Source organism: Alcanivorax sp., from assembly GCF_002733835.1.
Taxonomy (GTDB): Bacteria; Pseudomonadota; Gammaproteobacteria; order Pseudomonadales; family Alcanivoracaceae; genus Alcanivorax.
The window spans coordinates 1-22,700 of the sequence record NZ_NVWY01000023.1; the positions used below are offsets into that span (position 1 = coordinate 1).

14 protein-coding genes are annotated in these 22,700 nt (G+C 59.7%); 2 read left to right on the forward strand and 12 right to left on the reverse strand.

Features of this window, described 5'->3' with window-relative positions; all coding sequences use genetic code 11:
* From COA55_RS10605 to COA55_RS10660, 12 genes are all read right to left on the reverse strand, one after another.
* Window positions 1–2,505: Ig-like domain-containing protein (locus COA55_RS10605; RefSeq protein WP_290502106.1), on the reverse strand; the 2,505-nt coding region annotated here is incomplete at its 3' end.
* 18 nt (window positions 2,506–2,523) lie between these two features.
* Window positions 2,524–3,882: an outer membrane protein transport protein gene (locus COA55_RS10610; protein ID WP_063519503.1), complete on the reverse strand. Its 1,359-nt coding sequence runs from the start codon at window positions 3,880–3,882 to the stop codon at window positions 2,524–2,526.
* Window positions 3,883–4,192: 310 nt separating this feature from the next.
* Window positions 4,193–7,447, reverse strand: coding sequence for an Ig-like domain-containing protein (locus COA55_RS10615; RefSeq protein WP_290502107.1), 3,255 nt, complete (start codon window positions 7,445–7,447; stop codon window positions 4,193–4,195).
* 12 nt (window positions 7,448–7,459) lie between these two features.
* Entirely contained in the window at window positions 7,460–8,815 is a 1,356-nt protein-coding gene (locus COA55_RS10620; RefSeq protein WP_290502108.1) for an outer membrane protein transport protein, read from the reverse strand.
* A gap of 356 nt (window positions 8,816–9,171) precedes the next feature.
* Window positions 9,172–12,342, reverse strand: a complete 3,171-nt coding sequence (locus COA55_RS10625; RefSeq protein WP_290502109.1) for an Ig-like domain-containing protein — start codon at window positions 12,340–12,342, stop codon at window positions 9,172–9,174.
* A gap of 6 nt (window positions 12,343–12,348) precedes the next feature.
* Entirely contained in the window at window positions 12,349–13,713 is a 1,365-nt protein-coding gene (locus COA55_RS10630; protein ID WP_063520026.1) for an outer membrane protein transport protein, read from the reverse strand.
* Window positions 13,714–14,159: 446 nt separating this feature from the next.
* Window positions 14,160–15,734: an iron ABC transporter permease gene (locus COA55_RS10635; protein ID WP_290502110.1), complete on the reverse strand. Its 1,575-nt coding sequence runs from the start codon at window positions 15,732–15,734 to the stop codon at window positions 14,160–14,162.
* Between the two features lie 3 nt (window positions 15,735–15,737).
* The gene (locus COA55_RS10640; protein ID WP_290502115.1) at window positions 15,738–16,748 is read right to left on the reverse strand and encodes an extracellular solute-binding protein; all 1,011 of its coding nucleotides are present in this window, start codon (window positions 16,746–16,748) and stop codon (window positions 15,738–15,740) included.
* A gap of 60 nt (window positions 16,749–16,808) precedes the next feature.
* Window positions 16,809–18,077: a UbiH/UbiF/VisC/COQ6 family ubiquinone biosynthesis hydroxylase gene (locus tag COA55_RS10645; protein WP_290502111.1), complete on the reverse strand. Its 1,269-nt coding sequence runs from the start codon at window positions 18,075–18,077 to the stop codon at window positions 16,809–16,811.
* Between the two features lie 219 nt (window positions 18,078–18,296).
* Window positions 18,297–19,469 (reverse strand): FAD-dependent monooxygenase, encoded by a 1,173-nt coding sequence (locus COA55_RS10650; RefSeq protein WP_290502112.1) that lies wholly within the window; start codon window positions 19,467–19,469, stop codon window positions 18,297–18,299.
* Between the two features lie 196 nt (window positions 19,470–19,665).
* On the reverse strand, window positions 19,666–20,982 hold the full coding sequence (gene pepP / locus COA55_RS10655) for a Xaa-Pro aminopeptidase (RefSeq protein WP_290502113.1): 1,317 nt from the start codon (window positions 20,980–20,982) through the stop codon (window positions 19,666–19,668).
* Window positions 20,983–21,056: 74 nt separating this feature from the next.
* Window positions 21,057–21,647 carry a UPF0149 family protein gene (locus tag COA55_RS10660; RefSeq protein ID WP_290502114.1) on the reverse strand — a complete coding sequence of 197 codons (591 nt, stop codon included), beginning with the start codon at window positions 21,645–21,647 and terminating at the stop codon, window positions 21,057–21,059.
* 234 nt (window positions 21,648–21,881) lie between these two features.
* Between COA55_RS10660 and COA55_RS10665 the strand changes: the two genes are divergently transcribed.
* Entirely contained in the window at window positions 21,882–22,094 is a 213-nt protein-coding gene (locus COA55_RS10665) for a TIGR02449 family protein (protein ID WP_063521026.1), read from the forward strand.
* Between the two features lie 51 nt (window positions 22,095–22,145).
* The gene (locus COA55_RS10670) at window positions 22,146–22,457 is read left to right on the forward strand and encodes a cell division protein ZapA (protein ID WP_063521025.1); all 312 of its coding nucleotides are present in this window, start codon (window positions 22,146–22,148) and stop codon (window positions 22,455–22,457) included.
* The last annotated feature ends 243 nt before the right edge of the window (window positions 22,458–22,700 follow it).

The window sequence follows — 22,700 nt, forward strand, 5'->3', positions numbered from 1 at the left end:
GTACAGCGTTACCTCTACCGCCTGCTCAGCGTCGTTCCAGCCCACAATATCCGCGTTGATACCGCCGTTGAGATAGGTGAATTTATCCGCCGGGCAGGTGTCGTTGATATTGCAGCCAATATTTGCCGCCGTGGCGATCCCGCCGGTGTCCAGCACCGCCAGCTTGGCGGCATTGGTCGGGGTGGGATACTGGCCGCTGCCCGGTGGCACTTCCTGGGCCTTGGTTTCGCTGTCGTCGAGCAGGAAGTTGGCATTCACATCGGCCTTGGGCAGGTTGCGCAGCGGCAACAGCACATTGTCGGTGGCCGCGGCGCCAGTGAAGGCAATCGCCATACCCGGCCCACCTTTGTCCGCGTCTGGCCCCAGTAACTGGGCGGTCTGCAGCGGCATGCCATCTTGCGAACAGATCACCTCACCGGCACAACCGGCCTGCTCGTGGGACGCCAGCACATAGCGGTAAAGCGTGCCGTCTTCCCAGGGCTGTTGTGGGGTAATGGTCAGTTTGCGGGCCTCCATGCTCAGGTGAGCGGGCACCGCTTCCAGGCAGTTGCCGGCGGTGTCGATTTTCTCTACCCGTACACTGCCTTGTCCGCAGGTGCTGCCCAGCACCATGCTGTCGGCCGCCATGTTGCGGGAGAACTGCACTTCGATGGCACGGTTGGCGGGCATGGTGGGCACCGGCAGCAGATCACCGGCCTGATCCTGGTAGGCACTGGCGCACTCACCCTGAATACCGTTGCCCAGGTCTTCGCTGCCGGGATCAATGGCGCAGCCATATCCGGGGTACACCGTGGTGGTGTAGGGCGTGCGCGGGCTGTTGGTGGTGGCATCCACCATGGTGAAATCGAGGGTTTCCGGGTTTGCCGGATTACCACTCAGGTCCTGCACGCCATCGGTAAACGCCACCTGATAGTCGCTGCCGAAGGCCAGCGGATCGTCCGGTGTCAGCACCAGGGACGCACCGTCGAGACGCCACTGGAAGGGCACCTGGGCCCCCTGTTCGGTGAGGCTCACGGTGGTGCCCGGGATGATGGTGTCCTGGTTCGGAGTTTCGTCGAAGTTCAACACCACCGGGTCGCCAGGACGGAAACGGTCGGCGTAATCACCGGGCTGCCAGCTTTGCAGGCTGGGGCCAGTGATATCCACCTCCGGTTCCGGTGCATTAACCTGGTCGGCGTAGGATTCCATGTGGAAGCTGAGCACGCCGTAGGCGGTTTCAATGCCCAGCACTTCCGGCTCAATCACCCCGATAGCGTCAATCACCATGCGCCCGTTTTCAACAATGGCGCGCCCCACCAACTCGACCTGCAACAGCGTCTGGGTGAAGGCGCCGTTGGCGCGGGAGTCAGCCGTGGAGAAGGCCAGATCCAGGGTCAGCTGCACCCGCCGTGGCGCTTCCGGGGCCGCACTGTACGGTGCCGGCGACAAATAGCCGGAGGCATCGGACAGGAAGCTGACAGTGACATCACCGGAATCAAACCCCGCCGGCAGCTGGCCGCCAATCAGTACTTCCAGTGGCTCCCCGCTAAGCAGCGAGCCCTTGCTGATACGCAGCGGCGTGGCATCCGGGTAATTGGGCACGAAGCCCAGCTCGGCAAACACATTGCCGGACAGTTTGGAAACGGTGGTGTCACCCAACAGTTTGGCAATCAGCGGCACGCAGTTGATCGGCTCGCCACTGAGCGGCGACAGCATGACACCGTCCTCGCCACAATCCTTGGTAGGATCTGCGGCCATGGCTTCCAGCACCAGGGTTTCCCGTGGGGTGGAATCCTGCGGGGTCAAGGTGATGCTGTTTTCCCCGCTGTAGGCCACGCCGGCTTTACTGGTCAGGGCGGCGTCCAGTTCCAGGGTGTAATCGCTGCCCGGGGCCAGATCCTCCTGCGGGTCCAGGGTCAGTCGTGTGCCGCTCACCAATAAGGTGGCCGCCACCGGGTTGCCGCCGGCATCGTTAAGGCTGACCGTGGTGTTATCCACGGTGGTGCGATCCAGTGGCTGTGAGAACTGCAGGTGAACGGTGGAGAAGTCCATGAAGGGCTGGTCGTCGCCACCCGACGGCATTTGCCGGCTGATCACCAGCTCATCCGCGTTCTGCTGCTGGTCCTGCGGCCCCGTGCCGGCGGAGCCGGTGGTGAAGTTCAGGGTGCCGTCACTGAAACCGTCCAGGTCGATGCCGTTCAGGCTCAGGGTATAGTCGCTGTTGAAGGCCAACGGCACGCGCGGCGTGATCACCACGGAGCGCCCCTGATCGGCTTCGCTCATGTCCACATCAACGGCACCGTCCGGGCCGGTAAGGGTAATGTCCGACAGCGCCAGGCCCGGTGCTTCGGAGAACTGCACCACCAATGGGGCATGCACCGATATCTGGGTTTGCTGGTCCGCCGGGTAGCTGTAGAACACCTGCCCGCTGTTGCGGCCGCTGTAATCCACGGTCTGTTCACTGCCACCACCACCGCAGGCGGTCAGCACCAGTGCGGTGGCGAAAAGTACGCTCGTTCGCATCATTGTGTTTGCCTCCCGGGCTTAAAATTTCAGGGTGATGGAGCCGCTGATCACATTCACCTCACCACTGGCCTCCACCTGCTCGCTGGGCTGCGGGTAAACGGCGGACTGGGTGTCGTAAATGTCGAAGGTGCGGTCTTCCAGAATCTGGTGCTGGTAGGCCAGATCAAAACGGACCGGGAAAGCGAGAATACGGGTTTTCTTGTATTCCGCGGTGACACCCAGGCCGATGATCCATTTGTCCGTATCCAGGTAGTTCACATCCACCGACGCATTGGATTCCAGTGGTGATTCGCTGTAAGCCACCCCACCGGTGAACGAGAAATTCTCGTTCAGGCGGAACTGGGTGCCGATGCGCGGGATAATCACGTCCTGGAATTCCAGCTGGCCAGGTTGCCCGCTAACGGTCTGGTCCTTGATGGTGTCATTATCGAATTCGTCTTCCAGGGCAGACCATTCCTGCCATTCGATAGTCACACCGGTACGCCAGCGGCCTGACTGGTACTGCACACCACCGGCGAGAATGTTCGGCTGGTAGGAATCCAGGGTGTTGATGTTGAGCATCAGGCCCGGGTTGGGAATCACCCCGGGAATCACCGCGTTGGCGTTCACTTCGGTTTTGGTGTTGGAATAGCCACGATAGGAAAAGGCGGTTTCCAAACCGTTGAACCAGCAATCATCGCCTTCACCACAGAAGGTTTCGCCCCAGTCCATGTTGATACCGAAAATCGGCCGAATGGAGGGTTTGGCGGAGACGTCCAGTTCTTCGTACTGGGTGTTGCCGGCCAGGTCCGTGGTAGCGGACAGATCTGCGGCGGCATGCAGGGTAATCCGCGCCGTGGCGCCCACATCGATGCCTCGCCACAGCTGGGTAGCGCCACCCAGGTTCAGGAACAGGGGCTGGCGACCGTACTCAAAATACTGGCCCTGCTGGGACGTGGAGGAATCAAACGCCAGCATTTCCTCGCCGTATTTTTCCACCCCCAGCATCAGGCCAAAATAAATCGGGTGGTTGTATTGGGTGAGTGAAGTCAGGTCGGTTTTCATGCCCAGCAACATATGCTGGGAGGGCGAGTCCTGCAGCACATCACCGTTACGGATTGGCGCATCGGCACCGCCCAGGCTTTTGGCGCGCAATTCATGTTCGGCATGCATCAGGCCTGCGGTCAGTTCGCCACGGGGGTCTTTGGCCAGCGCCGCCGGGTTGTAGTAAGTGGCGGACACCTGATCATTGAAGAGGCTGAGCGCCTGTGCGGAGGCAATATCCGAGGGCAACACGCCATACGTTGTGCCGATATTACCCATGCTCGCCAAGGCAACAGATTGCACCAACACACCACCGGCTACGGCGGCGACACGTCCCGAAAAAGACACAGTCATTTGTTGTACTCCTACACTGTTTTCTTGTTGCTTTTACGTTGTTTGTCGCCGAGGGAGGCGACGGGGGGAGCCCACCCTATGCAAAAGTGAACAGTTACTCACATAGGTAGAAAGCGCTATTTGGCGTCAATCACGACGGCAAACCGTAAAATTCTTTTAAACAGTGACGAGGTAGACAGGGTATTCGCTGACGAGTTCGGGCACGGCCGTGCCATCTGAGGCGCCTTAGAGGGAATTGTCGACGAACGGCGGCAGAAATAACTACGCCCCGACAAGCGGGGCGCAGCGCAAGGCAGAAACGCGGCCAGAATTACTGGATAGACGCGCTCTGGTAGCTCAGGTTGATGCCACCCGGCGGAATGATCAGGTTCACCTGCCCGCCTTCCAGGCCAGCAAGACTGATCTCCAGATCCACGTTCTTGGATTCCAGGTTCTGCAGACCAATGAACAGGCGGCCATCAGGCAGGAAGTCCAGCGGACCTTCCAGGGTCACATCGTCAATGGGCAGGCCTTTCACGTTGTGCTCCAGACCCAGCGGCAGGCTCAGGGCCGGGGCATCGAACAGCAGGTCAAACTGGATCCGGAACACCGGGCCGTCCGGCGTTTCCACGATGTAGCCCACCGGCGGGACCGTGCGTGGACTGTTCGGGTCATTGGGGTCCTCGGGCTCGTAGCGAACACGCATGATGTTCGGGCCGGTGGCGGTCTCAATCGGCACCAGGCCCACATCGCCTACCACTTCCAGCAGGCTGTTGAGCACGCCATCGCCGCCGAATTCCCCGGCCAGCGCATTGAGCGCATCGTCCAGGGTGCTGAGGGTGACATCAAGGATGCCGGTCAGGATCGGCCCCAGTACCGGGATCGCATCCAGGGTACTGCCCCCATCGGTCACATTCAGATCCAGCCCGACCACCGCCGTGGCATCCAGATTGGTCAGTGCCACAGTGGTCGGGTAGATCACCACGGGCACACCTTGTTGCTCGGCATCGAAGTCCAGAATTTCGGTGTTCAGCAAGCCCGTCACATACATGATCCGGTTACTGTCACACTGGCTCTGGTCTTCCGGGCCATAGGGCGGCGCCCCTTCAAAACCACAACCGGTATTGGCGCTGGTCACCAGACCTGTGCCGCCGCCATCGCGGGGCAGAATCATGGTGGCATTGGCCGGCGTGTCGGCGGGGTCAATCACGTCACCGCTGACAACCGGCTCACCGGAATCGATCTGGAAGTTATTGTTCACATCGGCACTGGGCAGGTTGGCCAGCTCCTGGAACACGGTGGTCGCCGCCGGCCCGCCGTGGAACAGAATCTCCATGTCCGGGCCGCCTTCTTTCTGGCCGGCACCCAACAGCAAGGCCGTCTGCAATGGCAGACCATCCACTGAACACATGCCCGCGCATCCGGTGCCGCCACCGTTGGAGGTCAGCACATAACGGTACAGTGCCCCGTCTTCCCAGACTTGTTCTGGTGTGAATGTCAGCGCACGCGGCTCCAATTCCAACTCACCGTCCACGTCGGCCCAGCTGCCGCCCTCGTCTTTTTGCACCAGGAAGGTGTCACCCAGGATGATGGTGGCCGGGTCCATGTTCTGGGAAAAACGCACACGAATGAAGCGGTTTCCCGGCAGATCCACAATGGGCAGCTCATCCACTTCCACTTGCGCACTTTCGGCGCTGGAGGAAATGCACACCCCCTGGGTACCGGCATCAATTTCGGCCTGGCTAGCATCACTGCTGGCACAGGGGAACCCTGGATACACCGTGGCCGCAAACGGCCCGCGACGGACATCATCCGGATCATTCACAACATATTCAGGCAGCATAAAATCGAGGCTGTTATCCCCTTCCAGGGTATCCAGCATCTGTAAGGGGTTGCCTTCCAGGTCCGTAATTTCCGGCGTGGTGGTAATCACGTACTCCACACCATATTCCACTGGCGTATCCGGAGTGATGATCAAGGCGCTGCCATCCAGCTTCCAGCTGAACGGTTCCGACACCCCACCCTTAGTGAGTATCAAGCTTTCATCGGCAACAATGGTTTCCTTCTCCAGGACTTCATTGAAGTGGATGATGATTGGGTCACCCGGCTCCATGCGGTCGGCCACGTTGCCTGGCTGCCAGGACAGCTCCACTCCATTGTCGCCGTCGAGAACAGGAACAAAAGGGCTCACCGTATCGAAAGGTTTGAGTGGCGCGTTTTCCTGATCCTGATAGGACTCCATGCGGAAGCTGAGCACACCATAGGCGTTATCCACGCCCAGCACTCGCGGCTCCACAATAGTGATGGCATCCGTGTTCAGCTGGCCATCTTCAATCAGGCCAGACCCCACCAGCTCCAGATGCAGCAAGTTCTGGGTAAAGGCACCGTTGGCACGAGCATCTTCCGTTGAAAACGCCACATCCATGAACAGACGCAGATTCTTCGGTGCCTGATCACTTTCCGCATTGGGGTTAGGGAACAAATAACCGGTGGCATCGGAGATGATTTGCACGGTCACTTCACCGGAGTCGAAACCCACCGGCACTTCACCGCCAATCAGCACCTCCAGGGAATCCCCTTTCAGAATTCCGCCTTTTTTCACTCGCAGCGGAGTCACTTCCGGGAAATTGGGAGCAAACGCCAGCTCGGCGTACACATCCCCTTGCTGTTTGGAGATGGTCTTGTCCTGCAACAGTGTGCTGTTAACCGGCACACAGTTGATCGGCTGCCCAGTAAGATCGGAAACAATAACGCCTTCATCCTGACAGCCAAGCGCATCGTCTGCCGGAGGGGCATTGGTCACCAGTACCGCTCGCTCACCGGTGGTCGGTGAGGTGGTGTCCTGGGGAACCGTGCTATGGGTAAAACCGGCTATTTGTTCGCCGAAAATGCTTTCAACACCATTCACCGACAACTCATAGGTGGCGCCCGGGGTCATGTCTTCCTTCGGGTCCACGGAAATGGCATTGCGGCTAACCAGCAGCAGCGCATCAACCAGCTCACCATCCTTGGTCAGGCTCACGGTATCGCCGTAAACCGCGCTGGACTGATCGATGGGGTGGGTGGTGCGCACTCTGAAGGTGGAGAAGTCCATGCTCTCGAACATCTGATCGTCCGGGAACAGGGACTCCACTTCAAAGGTCGATGCCGTCTTCTGGGTTTCGACAGGACCTTCCAGCGCCGCACGGGTGGTGAAGTTCAGGGTGCCGTCTTTGAAGGTGGTGGTTTCACCCAGCACGGTGACACCATTCATCACCACCTTGTAGTCCGACGCCGGCTTCAGGGCATCGTCCGGCGTTAACACCACACCCCGGCCGTCGGCCACGGATTCCAGCGTAAACGGTACCGCTTCATCATCCGGGCCCGTCACGGTGAAGTTGCTGGCGTCCGCCGTCACTTCATGGCTGAACTGCAAGGCAATGATGGCACGCGGCGCGACCTGCTGCTGATTATCCAGCGGGTAGGTGTAGTGCAGATTGCGAGCGTCAAAGGTAGGTGTATTGAAGCTCACGCTATCGTCGCTGCCGCCGCAACCGGCGACCAGTGCGGCCGCCAGTGCAGTGAGAGCCAGTTTGTTATTTTTCATGGGGCACCTCCGTTAGAACTTCAGCGTGATGGAGCCGGAAAACACATGGACATCGCCATCAGCCGTCACGACTTCGTAAGGATTGGCCACGCCGGGGCGGGTGGTGGTCAGCTCGAAATCACGCTCTTCCAGTTTCTGGAATTGGTAACCAAAATCCAGGCGCAGCGGGTAGGCCAGGATCGGCGGATTTTGAATGATCAGGGAGCTACCCACGCCAGCAATAATCTTGTCGCTATCCAGGTAGTTCACGTCCGGAGTCTGGATACTTTCCAGCGGGCTTTCCTGATACGCCACACCCGCAGACAGAATCAGGTGTTCGTTGACCGTCCACTCTGCGCCCACGCGGGGCACCACGATATCCTTGAAGGTCGCAAAGGCCTGATCTTTCACGGTGTCACGGGCCAGTTCATCTTCCAGGTCGTTCCAGTTCTGTTGCTCAACCGTCACCGCCGCGCGGAAGTTATCACTGAAGTGATAAAGAATACCGGCACTGAAAATATCGGGCTGATAGGAATCGATGGTATCGATGAGTACGGTAATACCCGGGTCAATCACGGTACCGGGGATGGTCAGGTTGGACTCCACCGAGGTGCGCGCTTCGGTGTGGCCACGGAACGCGAACGCGGTTTCCAGGCCAGTCCAGATGCCGCAATCTTCCTTGCCGCAAAACACTTCGTCCCATTCGAAGTTGATCGACAGTACCGGACGAATCACCGGCTTGGCTGTCACATTCAATTCTTCGTATTGGGTTTCACCAGACAGATCCGCACTGGCCACCAACTTGGCGTCGGAACGCAGGGAGATATGTGCAGAAGCCCCGGAGGTAATCCCGTTGGCCAGCTCGATGCCACCACCCAGGTTCAGGAACAATGGCTGACGACCGTAGTTGAAAAACTGCCCTTCCTGAGAGTTTTCGGATTTGAAGGCCAGCATTTCTTCACCGTACTTTTCCACGCCGGCAATGATGGCGAAGTAGATCGGGTGATTGAATTTGGTCAGATCGGTGAGATCGGTTTTCAGGGCGATAATCTGTTGCTGGGAATCGGTATCGTTGAGCACATCGCCGTCACGAATAACCGCCGCGCCACCACCGCTGGGATTGCCCTGGCTCACCGCCCGAAGCTCTTGCTCACCGTGCAGCAGCCCCAAGGTCAGCTCACCACGAGGGTCCTGGGTCAGGTAGGCCGGGTTGTAGTACAACGCGGACGCCTGGGTGTTGAACATGGAAAGCGCTTGCGCGGTCCCCACATCCGCAGGCAGCAAACCATAGGTGCTGGCTGTATTGCCCATGGCAGCATAAGCAGGGGCCGATAATGCAGTAGAAATGATTGCAGCCGCCCCCCATTGGGACAGTTTCTTGGTTGTCATAGCGCGTCTCCGGCGTTTGTTATTCGGTTTTTCGCCCAAGGTTTACCGTCTCAGGCGCTGGGAGAACAACACGTGAAGGCTATGCAGCCTCTCGCTATTCCCCCCTGTGTATATGCAATAAGTAAAACAAAACGCCCGTGCTACAGCCGTTGATAAAAGGTTGGGATTGGTTGAGAAAGGTACGCGCGGGGGTGGGATATGCAGCGAAGTGTTATGGATCTGTAACGGGAAGCGGCAGACGAAAGCCTCCTTTACCGGGCAGGAAAGGTAACGGGCCCGTTACGGCGCCCAACCCGCCTGCACAGCAGGCATAAAAAAACCGGCCCGAAGGCCGGTTGTCAAAACACAAACACCGGTTATTGCTTGATGGGCTCGCCCAGGTACTGGAGCTTGACGCCACCCGCCGGAATCTTCAGGTAGATTTTCGGGCTCAGGATCAGCACGGACAAGTTTACGTCCACTGCGATATCGTTACTGTTCAATTGTTCAATCACCATTCGTCCATCCGGCAAGAAGGTCACCGGCCCGGCCAATTTCATGGTCAGCGGGTAACTATGCTGGTTATGAGAACCATCGAGCAAAATGTGCATGTAAGGGGCATCCAGATAGAGCCTCACATCGGCACGGAACTCCGGCCCGTTCGGGGTTTGCACGATCAGACCGGGAATCAGCCCCTGACGCTCCCAGCTATCATAGACAAAGCTGCCATCCGGTTTTTTCTTGCCACAGAAATTATCCGCGTCTTCAGGCCAGGCAACGCAGTTGTAGCGCATACGCATGAACTGGGATTCAGTGGGTGTATCACTCTCCGCAATTCCCAGAATTTTCACTTTCAGGGTAACCGAAGACGCCTGAATCATCGTTGGATACAGCCACACCTTCACGGCTGGCCAGGCTTCAACCTCCGGCGTCGACGGGTCATCATAGGGCTGCGCATCAGCGCCCATCACTTCGGAGTTAAGCCCCCCAACCACATGAATTCCGCACTGTTCCGGCAAATCACAAACCAGAGAAGGGTCAGACACTCCCCCTTCACTGCCACCATCTCCCTTGCTGGTATCAATGATCAACGCGGTAGTGTTGGCTCCCGGCTCGCCACCCTCGTAACCCGGCTCACCATTATCAAAACGGCCATTGCCATTCAGGTCGGCGGTGGGCAGGTTTTTCAGGGGCTGGAACACCGATGCCGTGGGCGCCGCACCGATAAAGTGATTCTCTATGTCCGGGCCGCCCATATCATCGGCGGGGGCACGCAACATGGCAGTCTGCAAACGTTTGCCATCAGTCGAGCAAATGGCTTCGCCGGAGGTGCAATCATCCGGTAATTGCCCGCTGGTGGCATTCACACTCTGCAAGGCATAACGGTAATACACCCCTTCTTCCCAGGGCTCATCCGGGGTAAAGACCAGGCTGCGCGTACCCACGTCCAGTGAACCGGTGACGCCGGCTTCACAGCGATATTTACGCTTGTCGCCATCGTCATAACGCATCGGCGTACCCGTCGCCGGGTTCAATTCCACTTTCTCGACCCGGAAGCTGCCCACATCACAGGCGGCGCTGTTGTCAAAGACCACGGAATCAGGAGCGATATCGCGGGTGAAATTAATCCGGATAGCCCGGTCTGCCGGCAGGTGGGAAACCGGGTTACGGTCATCTTCGGTTTTGCCACCCTGACAAAAACCGTGGTTGCCGAACTCGATTTCCCAGTGCTCCTTGTCACTGGCACAGGGGAAGCCTGGATAGGTCGTCAGCACACGGGGCGGCGGCAGATCACCGACAAGGGCCGCCAACTCGAAACTCTGACTCACCGGGTTGACTGCATTACCAGCCAGATCCGTCACGCTGCCATCCACCACGGCGGTATAACTTTCACCAAAGGCCAGCGGCTCAGCCGGTCGCATCACCAGGCTGGCACCGTCCAGATACCAGTCGGTGTCCACGTAACTGCCGTTGTGCTGCAGGCCAAAGCTGGTGCCGGCATGCAGGCTGGCGTTGTCCAGTGGTTCACTGAAGTTCAGAATCACCGCATCGCCCGGGCGTGCACTCATGGCCATGCCATTGTCATCCACGGCGGGCACCATGGATTGCAGTACCGGGGCGGTCATATCCGGCACCGGCTCAGGGGCGTTTTCCTGATCCTCGTAGGATTTCATGTGGAAACTGAGCAGGCCGAAGGCGGTTTCCTGTCCCAACACCTTGGGTTCCACGATACCCACCGCATCAATTTCCATGCGGCCGTCCTTCACCAGTGCCATGCCGTTCAATTCCACGTGCATCAGCATCTGGCTCAGCGCGCCGTTGGCTTCCGGGTTTTCCGCCGTCATGGACACGTCCATGTACAGCTTCACCTGTTTCGGCGCTTCGTGGGCATCGCTGTAGGGGTTGGGCATCAGGTAGCCGGAGGCATCAGACAGGAAAGTCACGGCAATGGCGCCGGTCTCGATACCTGCCTTCACTTCACCGGCCACTCTCACTTCAATGTTGCTACCGCTAAGCAGGCTGTTGCGAGGAATTCGCAGCGGCGATACGTCCGGGTAGTTGGGCAGGAACGCCAGTTCGGCAAATACATCACCGCCCTGCATGGTGGCATCCTTGCTGCCCAACAAGGTGGACTGCACCGGCACACAGTTCATGGTGGCACCGGTGAGCTTGGCGACCAGCGCGCCGTCCGCATTACAGGGATCGTCCGCCTGGTCGGTGGCACTAACCACTTCCTGCACCAGGGTGGCGCGGGGGCTGGAGTCTTTTGCTGTCCAAGTTTTCTCGAAACCACCGGTGAGGCTGTCCTCGGACTCACCACGCACCGAGGTACTGAACGACAAGGTGTAGCTCTCGCCCGGCGTCAGGTCTTCCAGCGGGTCCACCGTGACCGCATTACCTTTTACCAGCAGGGCCGCGGGCACCAGGCCATCACTGCCTTCCAGCGTCACGGAGTCGCCATACACCAGGGTGCCGGCATCCAGCATCTGGTTAAAACGCACCCGCAGAGTGGAAAAATCCATGAATGGCAGCTGTTCACCATCCGGGATCACATTACGCACCGCCAGATCCGGGGAGGCCATGCGGCTGGACACAGGCCCATCGCTGGACAGCCGGGTAACGAAGTCCAGGCCACCATCCGGGAACACCGGGGAGCCGTTTTCCGTTTCTATGCCATTTAGTACCAACCGGTAACGGGTATGGGTTTGCAGCGGCGCATCCGGCTGCAGCATGACCCCCATGCCCTCATCCACTGACTGCGGCGCCTGCAGGGCCACCTGGTTATTGCCGGCATCAGGGCAATCCCCGTCCAGCTGGGCACATTCCAGTAACGTAAAGTGACTGGCATCCACTGTGACCGGGTGGGAAAACCGGATCGACAGCGGCGTCTTCGGTGCCAGATCCTGCTGACCGTCGTAGGGGAAACTGTAATAGACCTCACCGGTCTGCCAGTTTTCCAGGGTGGGCTCGTCACCGGCCTCACCGCCACAGGCAGCCAGCAATGCGGCTGCCGTAGCCAGAGATAGCGCTTTTAATTTCATCGCCATTAACTCCTAGAATTTGAGGGTGATGGAGCCGGAGAAAACATGCACATCGCCTTCCGCTTCCACGGTTTCGTAGGATTGCGGAAAGCTCGGGGAACGGCGGTCGTACAGATCGAACTCTCGCGGGTCGAGCTGTTGATACTGGTAGGCCAGATCAAAACGCACCGGGTAAGCCAGCACCGGGACAGACTTGTATTCCGCGGTGAGGCCCAGCCCCAGAATCATCTTGTCCGCATCCAGGTAGTTCACTTCCAGTGATGCGTTGGAATCCAGCGGCGATTCACTGAACGCCACACCGCCGGTTAGCTTGTAGGTGTCGTTGATATTGAATTCGCCACCGATACGCGGCACCACAATATCCTTGAAGCGCAGCTCGTAAGGCGCGCCGCCGGTGTTCACGGCCTGGTCCTTGATGGTGTCGCCTTCCAGCTCTTCTTCCAGGCGCGACCATTCCTGCATTTCCAGGGTTACCCCAACGCGCCAGCGCTCCCGGCCATAGGCCAGACCGGCGGCATAGATATTCGGCTGATAGGAATCGATGGTGGTAATCGCCAGGTTGATGCCCGGGTCCAGCACGGTGCCGGGGATAGTGATGGTGGAATCCACCGTGGTGTTGGTGTTGGAGTAACCACGGTAACTGAACGCGGTTTCCAGCCCGTTGAACCAGCAGTTATCACCTTCACTGCAGAAGCTTTCGCCCCAGTCCATGTTGAGACCGAAGATCGGCCGGATGGAGGGTTTGGCCGACACATTCAGGGTTTCGTAGCTGGTTTCCCCAGCCAGTGTGGACGTGGCGACCAGCTCCGCTTCCGAATGCAGGGTAATCCGTGCGGACAGCCCCATATCCAGGCCACGCCAGATTTGTGTCCCGCCGCCCAGATTCAGAAACAGCGGCTGGCGACCGTATTCAAAATACTGGCCGGAGGTGGAAGTCTGCGAATTAAACGCCAGCATTTCCTCGCCGTATTTTTCCACGCCGAGCATAAAACCCAAGTACAGGGGATGGTCATACTGGGTCAGGGAAGTGAGGTCGGTCTTCATGCCCAGCAATACCTGCTGGGACGGTGAATCCTGGAGAATATCGCCATCGCGAAGCGGGGCGGCCCCACCACCGACAGAACGGGCACGCAGCTCATGGTCCGCGTGCAACAGGCCGGTGGTCAGCTCACCGCGGCTGTCCTTGGCCAGATAAGCCGGGTTGTAATAAGTCGCGGATACCTGGCTATTGAACATGGACAAGGCCTGGGCGGAGGCCAGGTCGGAGGGCAGCACCCCGTAGGTGGTGCCGATGTTTCCCATGCTGGCCATTACCGGTGACACAGACACAGCGCCAATTCCCGCCAGAACGGCAGGAAGTAATTTCCGTATTGTCATGAAGCTCTCCACAAGACGCGCCCGAAGCGGGGCCGTTGTTATTATTTGGCGGTACGCAAATTCAGGCGCACCTGACCGTTGTGCTGAGCAGTTTTTTGCTCAATTTTATTGGTATCATCGTACCAATAACTCAACACATTTAATCACGACAATGTCGCAAAACATCACGCTGTTTACATATATACACACAAATAAACACATGAACCACATTCAAAGTACACCTTTCTTCGTACAAAACGCCTGAAAAGCCGCATCTTTACCCCGATGAGCAGCCATTACCCACGAAAAACATGGAGCGGATTGCACGACTGTTAACCTGACGACGAGACCGCAGGAACCGCGGCACAAACAGAGAAGATAACCGAGCGCGGTACCGCCAAGGCGGAGGGGCATACGCTGAGCAGAACGGAAAATAGCGTTGGGAATGATCCTGCAAAGCCGCCTTGTTAGCGGCGACGACTTAACACCATGACAGGCACCAGCCCCAGCAACACCAGAGTCAGTGACGGGGCAGCGGCGCGTTGCCACTCCCCTTCGGCGGTAAGCTCATAGATACGCACTGCCAGGGTATCCCAGCCAAAGGGGCGCAACAGGAGGGTGGCGGGCATTTCCTTCATCACATCGATGCCCACCAGAAGCAAGGCCGTAAACAGCCCCGGCAGCATCATCGGCAGGTACACCCGGCGCCCCACCTCCGAAGCGGTTGCGCCCAGGGTGCGGGCCGCTTCCACCAAACTGGGGCGCACCTGTTGCAACGCGTTTTCCACCGGGCCGAAGGCCACCGCCAGAAAACGCACCACATAGGCCAGAATCAGCGCCGCCAGCCCGCCCACCAGCGGAATCGCCAGCCCCCACTGGTCCAGACGGGCTTCCGCTGCGCTGAAGCTGACCATGATGCCCACCGCCAGCACCGAGCCGGGCAATGCATAACCCAGCGTAGCCAACTGCACCGAACCGGACACCGCCCGCGACGGCTGGTGGCGCTTGACCCAGGCCAGCCAGCTGGCCAGCACCAGCACCAGCGAGGCAGCCATGGCGCCCAGCAGGAAGGTGCGCCAAATCAAACTGAAGAAGCGGCTATCCAGCCCGTCGATGCCCGTGGCTACCACCCAGTACAACAGGCGACACACCGGCAGCAAAAAGGCCATGAACAGCACCGCAAAGGCAAAGGCGGTAATCAGCCAGGCAAAGCGCGGTCGCACGCGCATGACCTGCCGTCCTCCCAGTTCGCTGAAACGGGCCCGGCGCCGGCCACGGCGCTCCAGCCACAGGGAGACCAGCACAAACAGCAACAACAGCGAGGCCAGTTGTGCCGCCGCCTGCAAGTTGAACAGGCCATACCAGCTTTTATAAATGGCAGTAGTAAAGGTGTCGAAGTTGAATACCGACACCGCCCCGAAGTCCGCCAGGGTTTCCATCAACGCCAGCGCCAGCCCGGCGGCAATGCCCGGCCGCGCCATGGGCAACGCCACCTTGAAGAAGGCGCGGACCGGGCCGTCGCCAAGAATCCGGGCCTGCTCCAGCACGGCACGGCCCTGGGCCTGAAAGGCCAGCCGCGCCAGCATGTACACATAGGGGTAAAGCACCAGCGAGAGGGTCACCACCACCCACAGGGGGTGGCGGGCGCTGAAGCCGGGGAAGGCACTCCACCAGCTACGCATCTGGGTCTGGATCGGCCCGGCATAGTCGAGCAGATCCACCAGCACGAACGCCAGTACATAGGCGGGCATGGCCATGGGCAGCAGTAACGCCCATTGCAGCCAGCGACGACCGGGAAAGTCCAGGGTGGCCACACACCAGGCCAGGGTGATGCCCAGCAGCGACACGCCAATGGCCACGCCGATCATCAGGAATACCGTGTTGCCGATCAGGCGCAACAGCACCGTGTCCATCAGGTGCTGCCAGGTCGCCCATTCCTGCTGTCGCCAGGCAGCGAGCAGCACCAGAATGGGCACCACGACCAACAGGGCCAGCGCAATCACGCTGGCCCCACTGAACGAAAACGCGCCGCGCCGAATCACCGGTTAGCGGTATCCGGCACGGTCCATCAGTTTCACCGCCTCCACCTGGAGAGCACCGGCCACACTCACGTTCAGATCATCAGACTTGAACTCGCCCCAGGAGCGCACTTCTTCCGGGGGAGTCACCGACGCATTTACCGGGTATTCCAGGTTGCGGTCGGCCAGCAGTTGCTGGGCGGCGGGCTGGGTCATCCATTCCAGCAGGGCTTTGGCTTTCTCCGGGTGCGATGCGTGCGTCGTGATGCCGGCACCGGAAATGTTCACGTGCACGCCACTGCTCTCCTGGTTGGCCCAGAACAGCCCCAGCGGCAGCTGCGGGTTATCGCGCTTCATGCGGCCGTAGTAGTAGGTATTAACAATGCCCACATCACATTGGCCGGCAACGATGGCTTCCATCAAGGCGGTGTCGTTGGAGAACACATCCGTGGCCAGGTTGGCCACCCAGCCGCGCACGATTTCCTCGGCCTTTTCTTCGCCCAGGCGCTCAATCATGGTCGCCACCAGCGACTGGTTGTAGACCTTCTTGGAGGTGCGCAAGCACAAGCGCCCTTTCCATTTCGGGTCGGCCAGGTCTTCGTAGGTGGACAGCTCACTGGGCTGCAACCGGTCCTTGGAATACACCAGTGTGCGGGCGCGCACGGTCAGGCCGTACCATTGCTTTTTCGGGTCGGTGAGCGCATCGGGCACATTGTTTTTCAGCACCACGGATTCCACCGGGCTGAGCAGGCCTTTTTCTGCCGCATTCCACAGGTTGCCGGCGTCCACGGTGATCAGCATATCCGCCGGAGAGCGCTCACCCTCGGCCTGCAGACGGGCGGTGAGGGCCGAGGCATTGTCGGTGATGTAGCGGATACGCACACCGGTGGCCTCGGTGTAGGCATCGAACACCGGCTTTATCAGGTGATCGTTGCGGGAGGTATACACCACCAGTTCTTCATCGGCGGTCGGTTCGGAACACCCCCACAGACCAGACGCCATTACCAAGGCGCCAACTAAGATGCCAAACACGCGCATATCCATTCGCTCCAATTATTCGCAAACAAGAATGATTCTTAATTTCCGCCAGTATGGCAGCTAACGCGAGCCAGCTCTAGCGCCAAACGCTGGTGGTTTTGCCCGGGCCGGCAAATCCGTGGTTCGCCCCATGGCCTGACGGGCAAAAAAACCTTTCACCGGGCCGGCCTGATTCACCCAGCGCATACCAGTGTTACGCAACCAACGCACCGGCATGGCACGCTGCTCGAACAGGGACTGAAAGCCGCGCATGGCATTCTGCATCAGCAGGTTCTCACCGCGGCGGCGGCGCTGATAACGCGCCAGGGCAGCCGGGTCGGCACAGCCGCGCCCCTGCTCACTGGCCCGCGCGATTTCTTCTGCCAACACCGCCGCATCCAGCAACCCCAGGTTCACACCCTGTCCGGCCAATGGGTGTATCACGTGGGCCGCATCGCCCACCAGCGCCAGGCCAGCCGCCACATACTGACTGGCGTGACGTTCCTGAATCGGAAATACCGCCCGCTCGCTGAGCAGGGTCACCGGCCCCAGGGCGTCGCCCACGGCGGCCTGCAACTCTGCCGCGAAAGAGACCGCATCTTTCTCGCGCAGTTCCGCAATCCGTTCCGGCCAGCCAGACCAGACGATGGAACATTGCCGCTGATCACCTTGCTCCGCGTCCGAGAATAACGGCAACAACGCCAGCGGCCCGCTTTCCATAAAGACCTGCCGGGCACAGGCGCCATGGGCCTGCTCGGTGGCGATGGTCGCCACCAATGCATGATGGCCACTGTCGCGCGGACCACCACTGATACCCGCCTGTTCGCGCACCTGCGAACGGGCACCGTCGGCACCCACCAGCAGGTCTGCCTGCCAGAGGGTATCGCCACTGCGCACCGCCCATTGCCCGGTGTCGGCATCACGGCGCAGGGCATCCACCTGCACGCCGCACTGCCAGTCCAGCGTCGGCAAGGTAGCTGCTTTCTGGTACAACGCGGCGGCCAGGTGGCCGTTTTCCAGCAACCAGCCCAGGCTCTCGGCGCCTACGTCTTCAGCCTGAAACAGCACCTCGCCAGTGCCATCCTGGTCCCACACCTGCATGGCACTGTAGGGCTGCACCCGCGACGCATCCAGATAATCCCACACCCCGGTATTGCGCAGCAGCCAATGGCTGGCTTCGGTAAGCGTGGACACCCGCAACTGCGCCTTGCCCTGCGGCAGGGCCGGGGCAGGGGCACCGTCCAGCACGGTCACCGTCAATCCCTGCTCTGCCAGCAGCACCGCCAGCAACCCACCGGTCATGCCACCGCCAACGATGAGGATGTGTTGGGAATCAGGTTGTTCTGTCATGGGCGCATTCTTCAAAGGTCGATGCTCGCTGTTGAGTGTGTAGGAGCGCCACTTGAGGCGCGAATGTCCACGATCTTTAACGCGCGTTGCTGCATTTGCATCGTCAGCCTGCCGGTATCAGGCACCGAAGCAGCTGCAAACGCTTCGCGCCTCAAGCGGCGCTCCTACAGCAGCTTCGTAGCATGGTTTTCGCTATTAACAGTTAACTATTCACTGTTCTTAAAGCCCCATGGCCCGTTTCGCAAACCCACTACGCAGCCCCGGCAAAATATCCATGGCCACCAGCCCCAACTGGCGACTGTGCGCAAACAGCGGTTGCTGCACCCGGAACAGTTCCGGTACCCAGCGGGATGCCTGACTGATCAGGGCCTGATCCTTTTCCCGTTTTTGTGCGTAGGCCTGCAGGGTCGCCAGGCTACCGGGGTCGGCATTGCCGCCTACGGTCTGCGCCAGCGCCAGCAGATCCCGCACCGCCAGATTAAAGCCCTGCCCGGCTACCGGATGCAGGGTGTGAGCGGCATTACCGACCACCACCCCATGGGGCACCACCTGGGCACAGGCCTCGGTGAGGATCAGCGGGTAGCGCTGGCGTTCACCGATACCACAAAGCCGTGGCGCCTCTGCCGGGCAACGACCTTGCAGCTGCGCCAGTGCTTCGTCGTCCGCCAACGCCATCCACTGGTCCACCTGCGCCCGCGGGCCGGTCCACACAAGCGCCATGCGCTGGTCGGGCAGCGGCAACAGGGCCAGTGGGCCGTCATTCAAAAAGCGTTCGCAGGCGATTCCCTTGTGGGGCTCTTTCAGGGACAGGTTAGCGATCAACGCATCGTGACCAGTGTCGTGGTCACGGGCGCTAATGCCGAGCCACTCCCGGGTCTTGGACCGGGCGCCGTCGGCGGCGATCAACAGCGGCGTTTCCACCACCTCGCCACTGGCCAGAGTGATTTGGTAACCACCCTCCTGCCGGCGAATACCCGACAAGGTATCCGGCGCCCGCACTTCAATGCCCTCATCCGCAAACAGGGCCCCGAGCAACACAAACCCCAGCCAGCGGTTTTCCACCACGGCACCCAGCTGCTCCACCCCTTCTTCTGCGGCGGACATGCGCGTTATACCAAGGCGGGATTGTCGGGACACATGCACCGTACCGATAGCCGCCGCGTGCTCTCGAACGGCATGGCCCAGACCCAGATCATCCAGTACCGCCAACGTCCCCGCGGACAAGGCGGTACTGCGGGCATCAAAGCTGGGAGTCAGGGGGGGAGCGTCTGGCAGGGACAGCGGATGGCTTTCGATCAGCATTACCCGGGCGGCACCGTGACGACACAACAACAGCGCCAGCAAGGCCCCGGCCATACCACCGCCAACAATCACCAAAGGTTGTTGCGTCATTCCAACGTCCATTTTCACTGTAGGAGCGCCACTTGAGGCGCGAATCATGCAAAGCGCTGAAAGTTCAAAGTGTAAAGTTTAAACGCGAATCCAGTTGTCGATGTGTGTAATGTCGTGCCCGCGTTCCCCGGTAATGGCGCGGGCACAGACACTCAAAGACAACAACCCCCCTCTCGCGCTTTTCAACTTTAAACTTTCAACTACCCTTCATTATCTTTTCGATATCCGCCACGTCCTTCGGCACTTCGTGACTAAGCACTTCGCAGCCGGTTTTGGTGACCAGCACATCATCCTCGATGCGGATGCCAATACCCCGCCATTGCTCGTCCACTGTGGTGTCATCCGGCGCCACATACAGCCCCGGCTCCACGGTCAGCGCCATGCCCGGCTCCAGCTGGCGCCATTGTTCCTGAATGCGGTAATCACCCACATCATGCACATCCAGCCCCAGCCAATGGCCGGTGCGGTGCATAAAGAATTGTCGGTAGCCTTCGGTTTCCACCAGCTCGTTGAATTCCCCTTTCAACAGGCCCAGGTCGATCAGCCCCTGAGTAAGGATATTCACCACCTGCTCGTGGGGCACGTTCCAGTGGTTGTCCGGGTGGGTAGCTTCGATGGCCGCATACTGGCTAGCCAGCACCAGCTCATACAGCGCCTGCTGTGGCTTGCTGAATGTGCCGTTCACCGGGAAAGTGCGGGTAATGTCCGAGGCATAGTGTTCCAGCTCGCAACCGGCATCCACCAGCACCAGATCACCGGCTTTCAGCTTTCCGGTGTTTTCGATGTAATGAAGAATGCAGCTGTTGGCGCCGCCACCGACAATGCTCGGGTAGGCGGGACTGCGCGAACCGTGGCGCATGAATTCGTGGATGTATTCCGCTTCCAGCTGGTATTCCATCATCCCCGGCTTCACCGACTGCATGGCGCGCACGTGGGCGCCGGCAGAAATGCTGGCCGCCTTGCGCATCAGCTTGCTTTCCGCCGCAGACTTGAACAGCCGCAGGTCGTGCAGATGGTGCGCCAGCGCCACGAATTCGCCGGGCGGGTGCGCGCCGCTGCGCACCCGTTCGCGGATGCTGTTGACCCAGCCCATCAGGCGCCGATCGAATTCACTGTCGTGCCCCAGGTCGTAGTAGACCCGCTCACTGCCTTCGATCAGCCCCGGCAGAATTTCATCAATATCGCTGATCGGGAATGCATCGTCCGCATCGTATTCAGACACCGCGCCTTCCGGCCCGGCGCGGTAGCCGTTCCAGATTTCCATGGTGCGATCACGGTCGCGGCAGAACAGCACATACTCGCCATGCTCGCGCCCCGGCAGCAGCACCATTACCGCTTCCGGTTCAGCAAAGCCGGTGAGGTACCAGAAATCGCTGTTCTGCCGGTACGGGTATTCCACGTCCCGGTTGCGAGTGCGCTCCGGGGCGGCAGGCAGAATGGCAATGCTGTTGGGCCCCATGATGGTCATCAGTTCCTGACGACGACGGGCAAACTCCTGGCGGCTGATACTCAAAACGACTCCTTAAATAACGCAACAGGCGGCACGCTTCACGCAACTCACGCAACAAACCAAACGCCTGATCCCCATTAATGGCGGGTTGGCGGTGTTTTATCCGCTGGCGCCGACTCTGGTTTGCCCTGATGGCGCATGACCAGCTCAGTGTAAATCATCAGGGCAGACATACGGCAGTGCTCGGCCACCTGCTCGAACATGTCTTCCTCGGCGTCGCCGTCATCATCCGGCGTAGCCACCTGGCTGATCGCCGCCAGGTCCGACAGCGCTTCCTGCACGCCGGGTGACAGGTCCTTGTCGTGGGTGTTGGCCGAGCCGGTGCCAAAGCCCACCAGGAAGCCTTCACTCCACTGGGCCAGCGCGGCCACCCGCAAGCCAAGGTCTTCCTCATCCCCCGGCAACAGCAGGTTCAGCTCCAGACCGGTGCCCTGGTAACCGCCGTGCAACTGGTCTCGCACCGCCAGCAGGGCGCCATTCATTTCGGCACCAAAGCCCTCCGGCATATCCACGTGGGCAGCCAGCACCCCAAGCAGCTCCTCATTGTGGCCGCCGTGGCCGGTGGCCAGCAGGCCGGCAATCACCCCCTGCAATTCACTGGGAGAATGCTTTACGCCGACCGCAGCCAGCCCCTGGACGAGAACCTCAAAATCAATATCGTTGGACATGCGTCTTTCCGTTTTCAACAGCCGGTGATCCGCTGGCGCGGCGGCCCCGGGAAGCAGAGTTGGGGATTACCTGAGAAGTGTGTGCTAAGTGGCTATCACACTTGAATTTCATTGACCCTTACAGACCCCACACCTATAGTACAAAAAGCCTGCAATCCGGGTGGGGGCGCCATCACCGGAAAATACCGGTAAGGTGCAGGGGAGCTACCTTAGGCGAACAGCGACCATTTTGCCATGACGACGGAACAACAACTGAGGCAACTGGAAGCCCGAGTCGATGACCTGCTGCGCATCAGCGCGCGGTTGCGTCAAGAGAACCAGGCCTTGCATGATCGCGAGAGCAAACTGGTGGAAGAACGGGCCCAGTTACTGAAAAAAAATGATGCCGCCCGCAATAAAGTCGAGGCCATCATCTCGCGTCTGAAATCTCTCGAGCAGGAATCCTGAGCGTGGTCTCCTGCCTGACTCTGACTCACAGCCAATGCGGTGTAATCCAGAATGTCTAACGAAAACTCCCTGGTAATTCATCTACTGGACAAGGAGTATCGCGTCGCCTGCCCCGCCGGGGAACAGGACAACCTGCTGGCGGCCGCCCGTTACCTGGACGAACAGATGCGCGAAGTCCGCGATGCCAATGTGATCGGCCTGGAGCGCATTGCCATCATGACCGCTCTGAACATGAGCCACGAGCTGCTCCGCGCCCGCCAGAGCGTCTCCCAGGATTCTGAAAGCGAAGCCCGCGTGCAGGCCCTGCTCGGCCGCCTGGAAGAGGAAATCCAGGCCTTCGAAGACGCCCGCCGGAAGCTGTAACTGTTCTCCGCCTCGCCTGTAGGAGCACCTCTTGCAGGTGCGAACCGAGCATAACGAGACCACACAGAAACAGCTAACGACACGCGCTCAGAGAACCCCATCGAGCCACCAGCGATTTACGCGCTTACACGGGGTTCGCACCTGCAAGAGGTGCTTGTATGTTTGAATGCTCTTCCTGCAACCATGCAGGACTTGCCGGGGTGGAGGGACCAAAGGAGCATCTGACCCAAGGGTACAGACGGT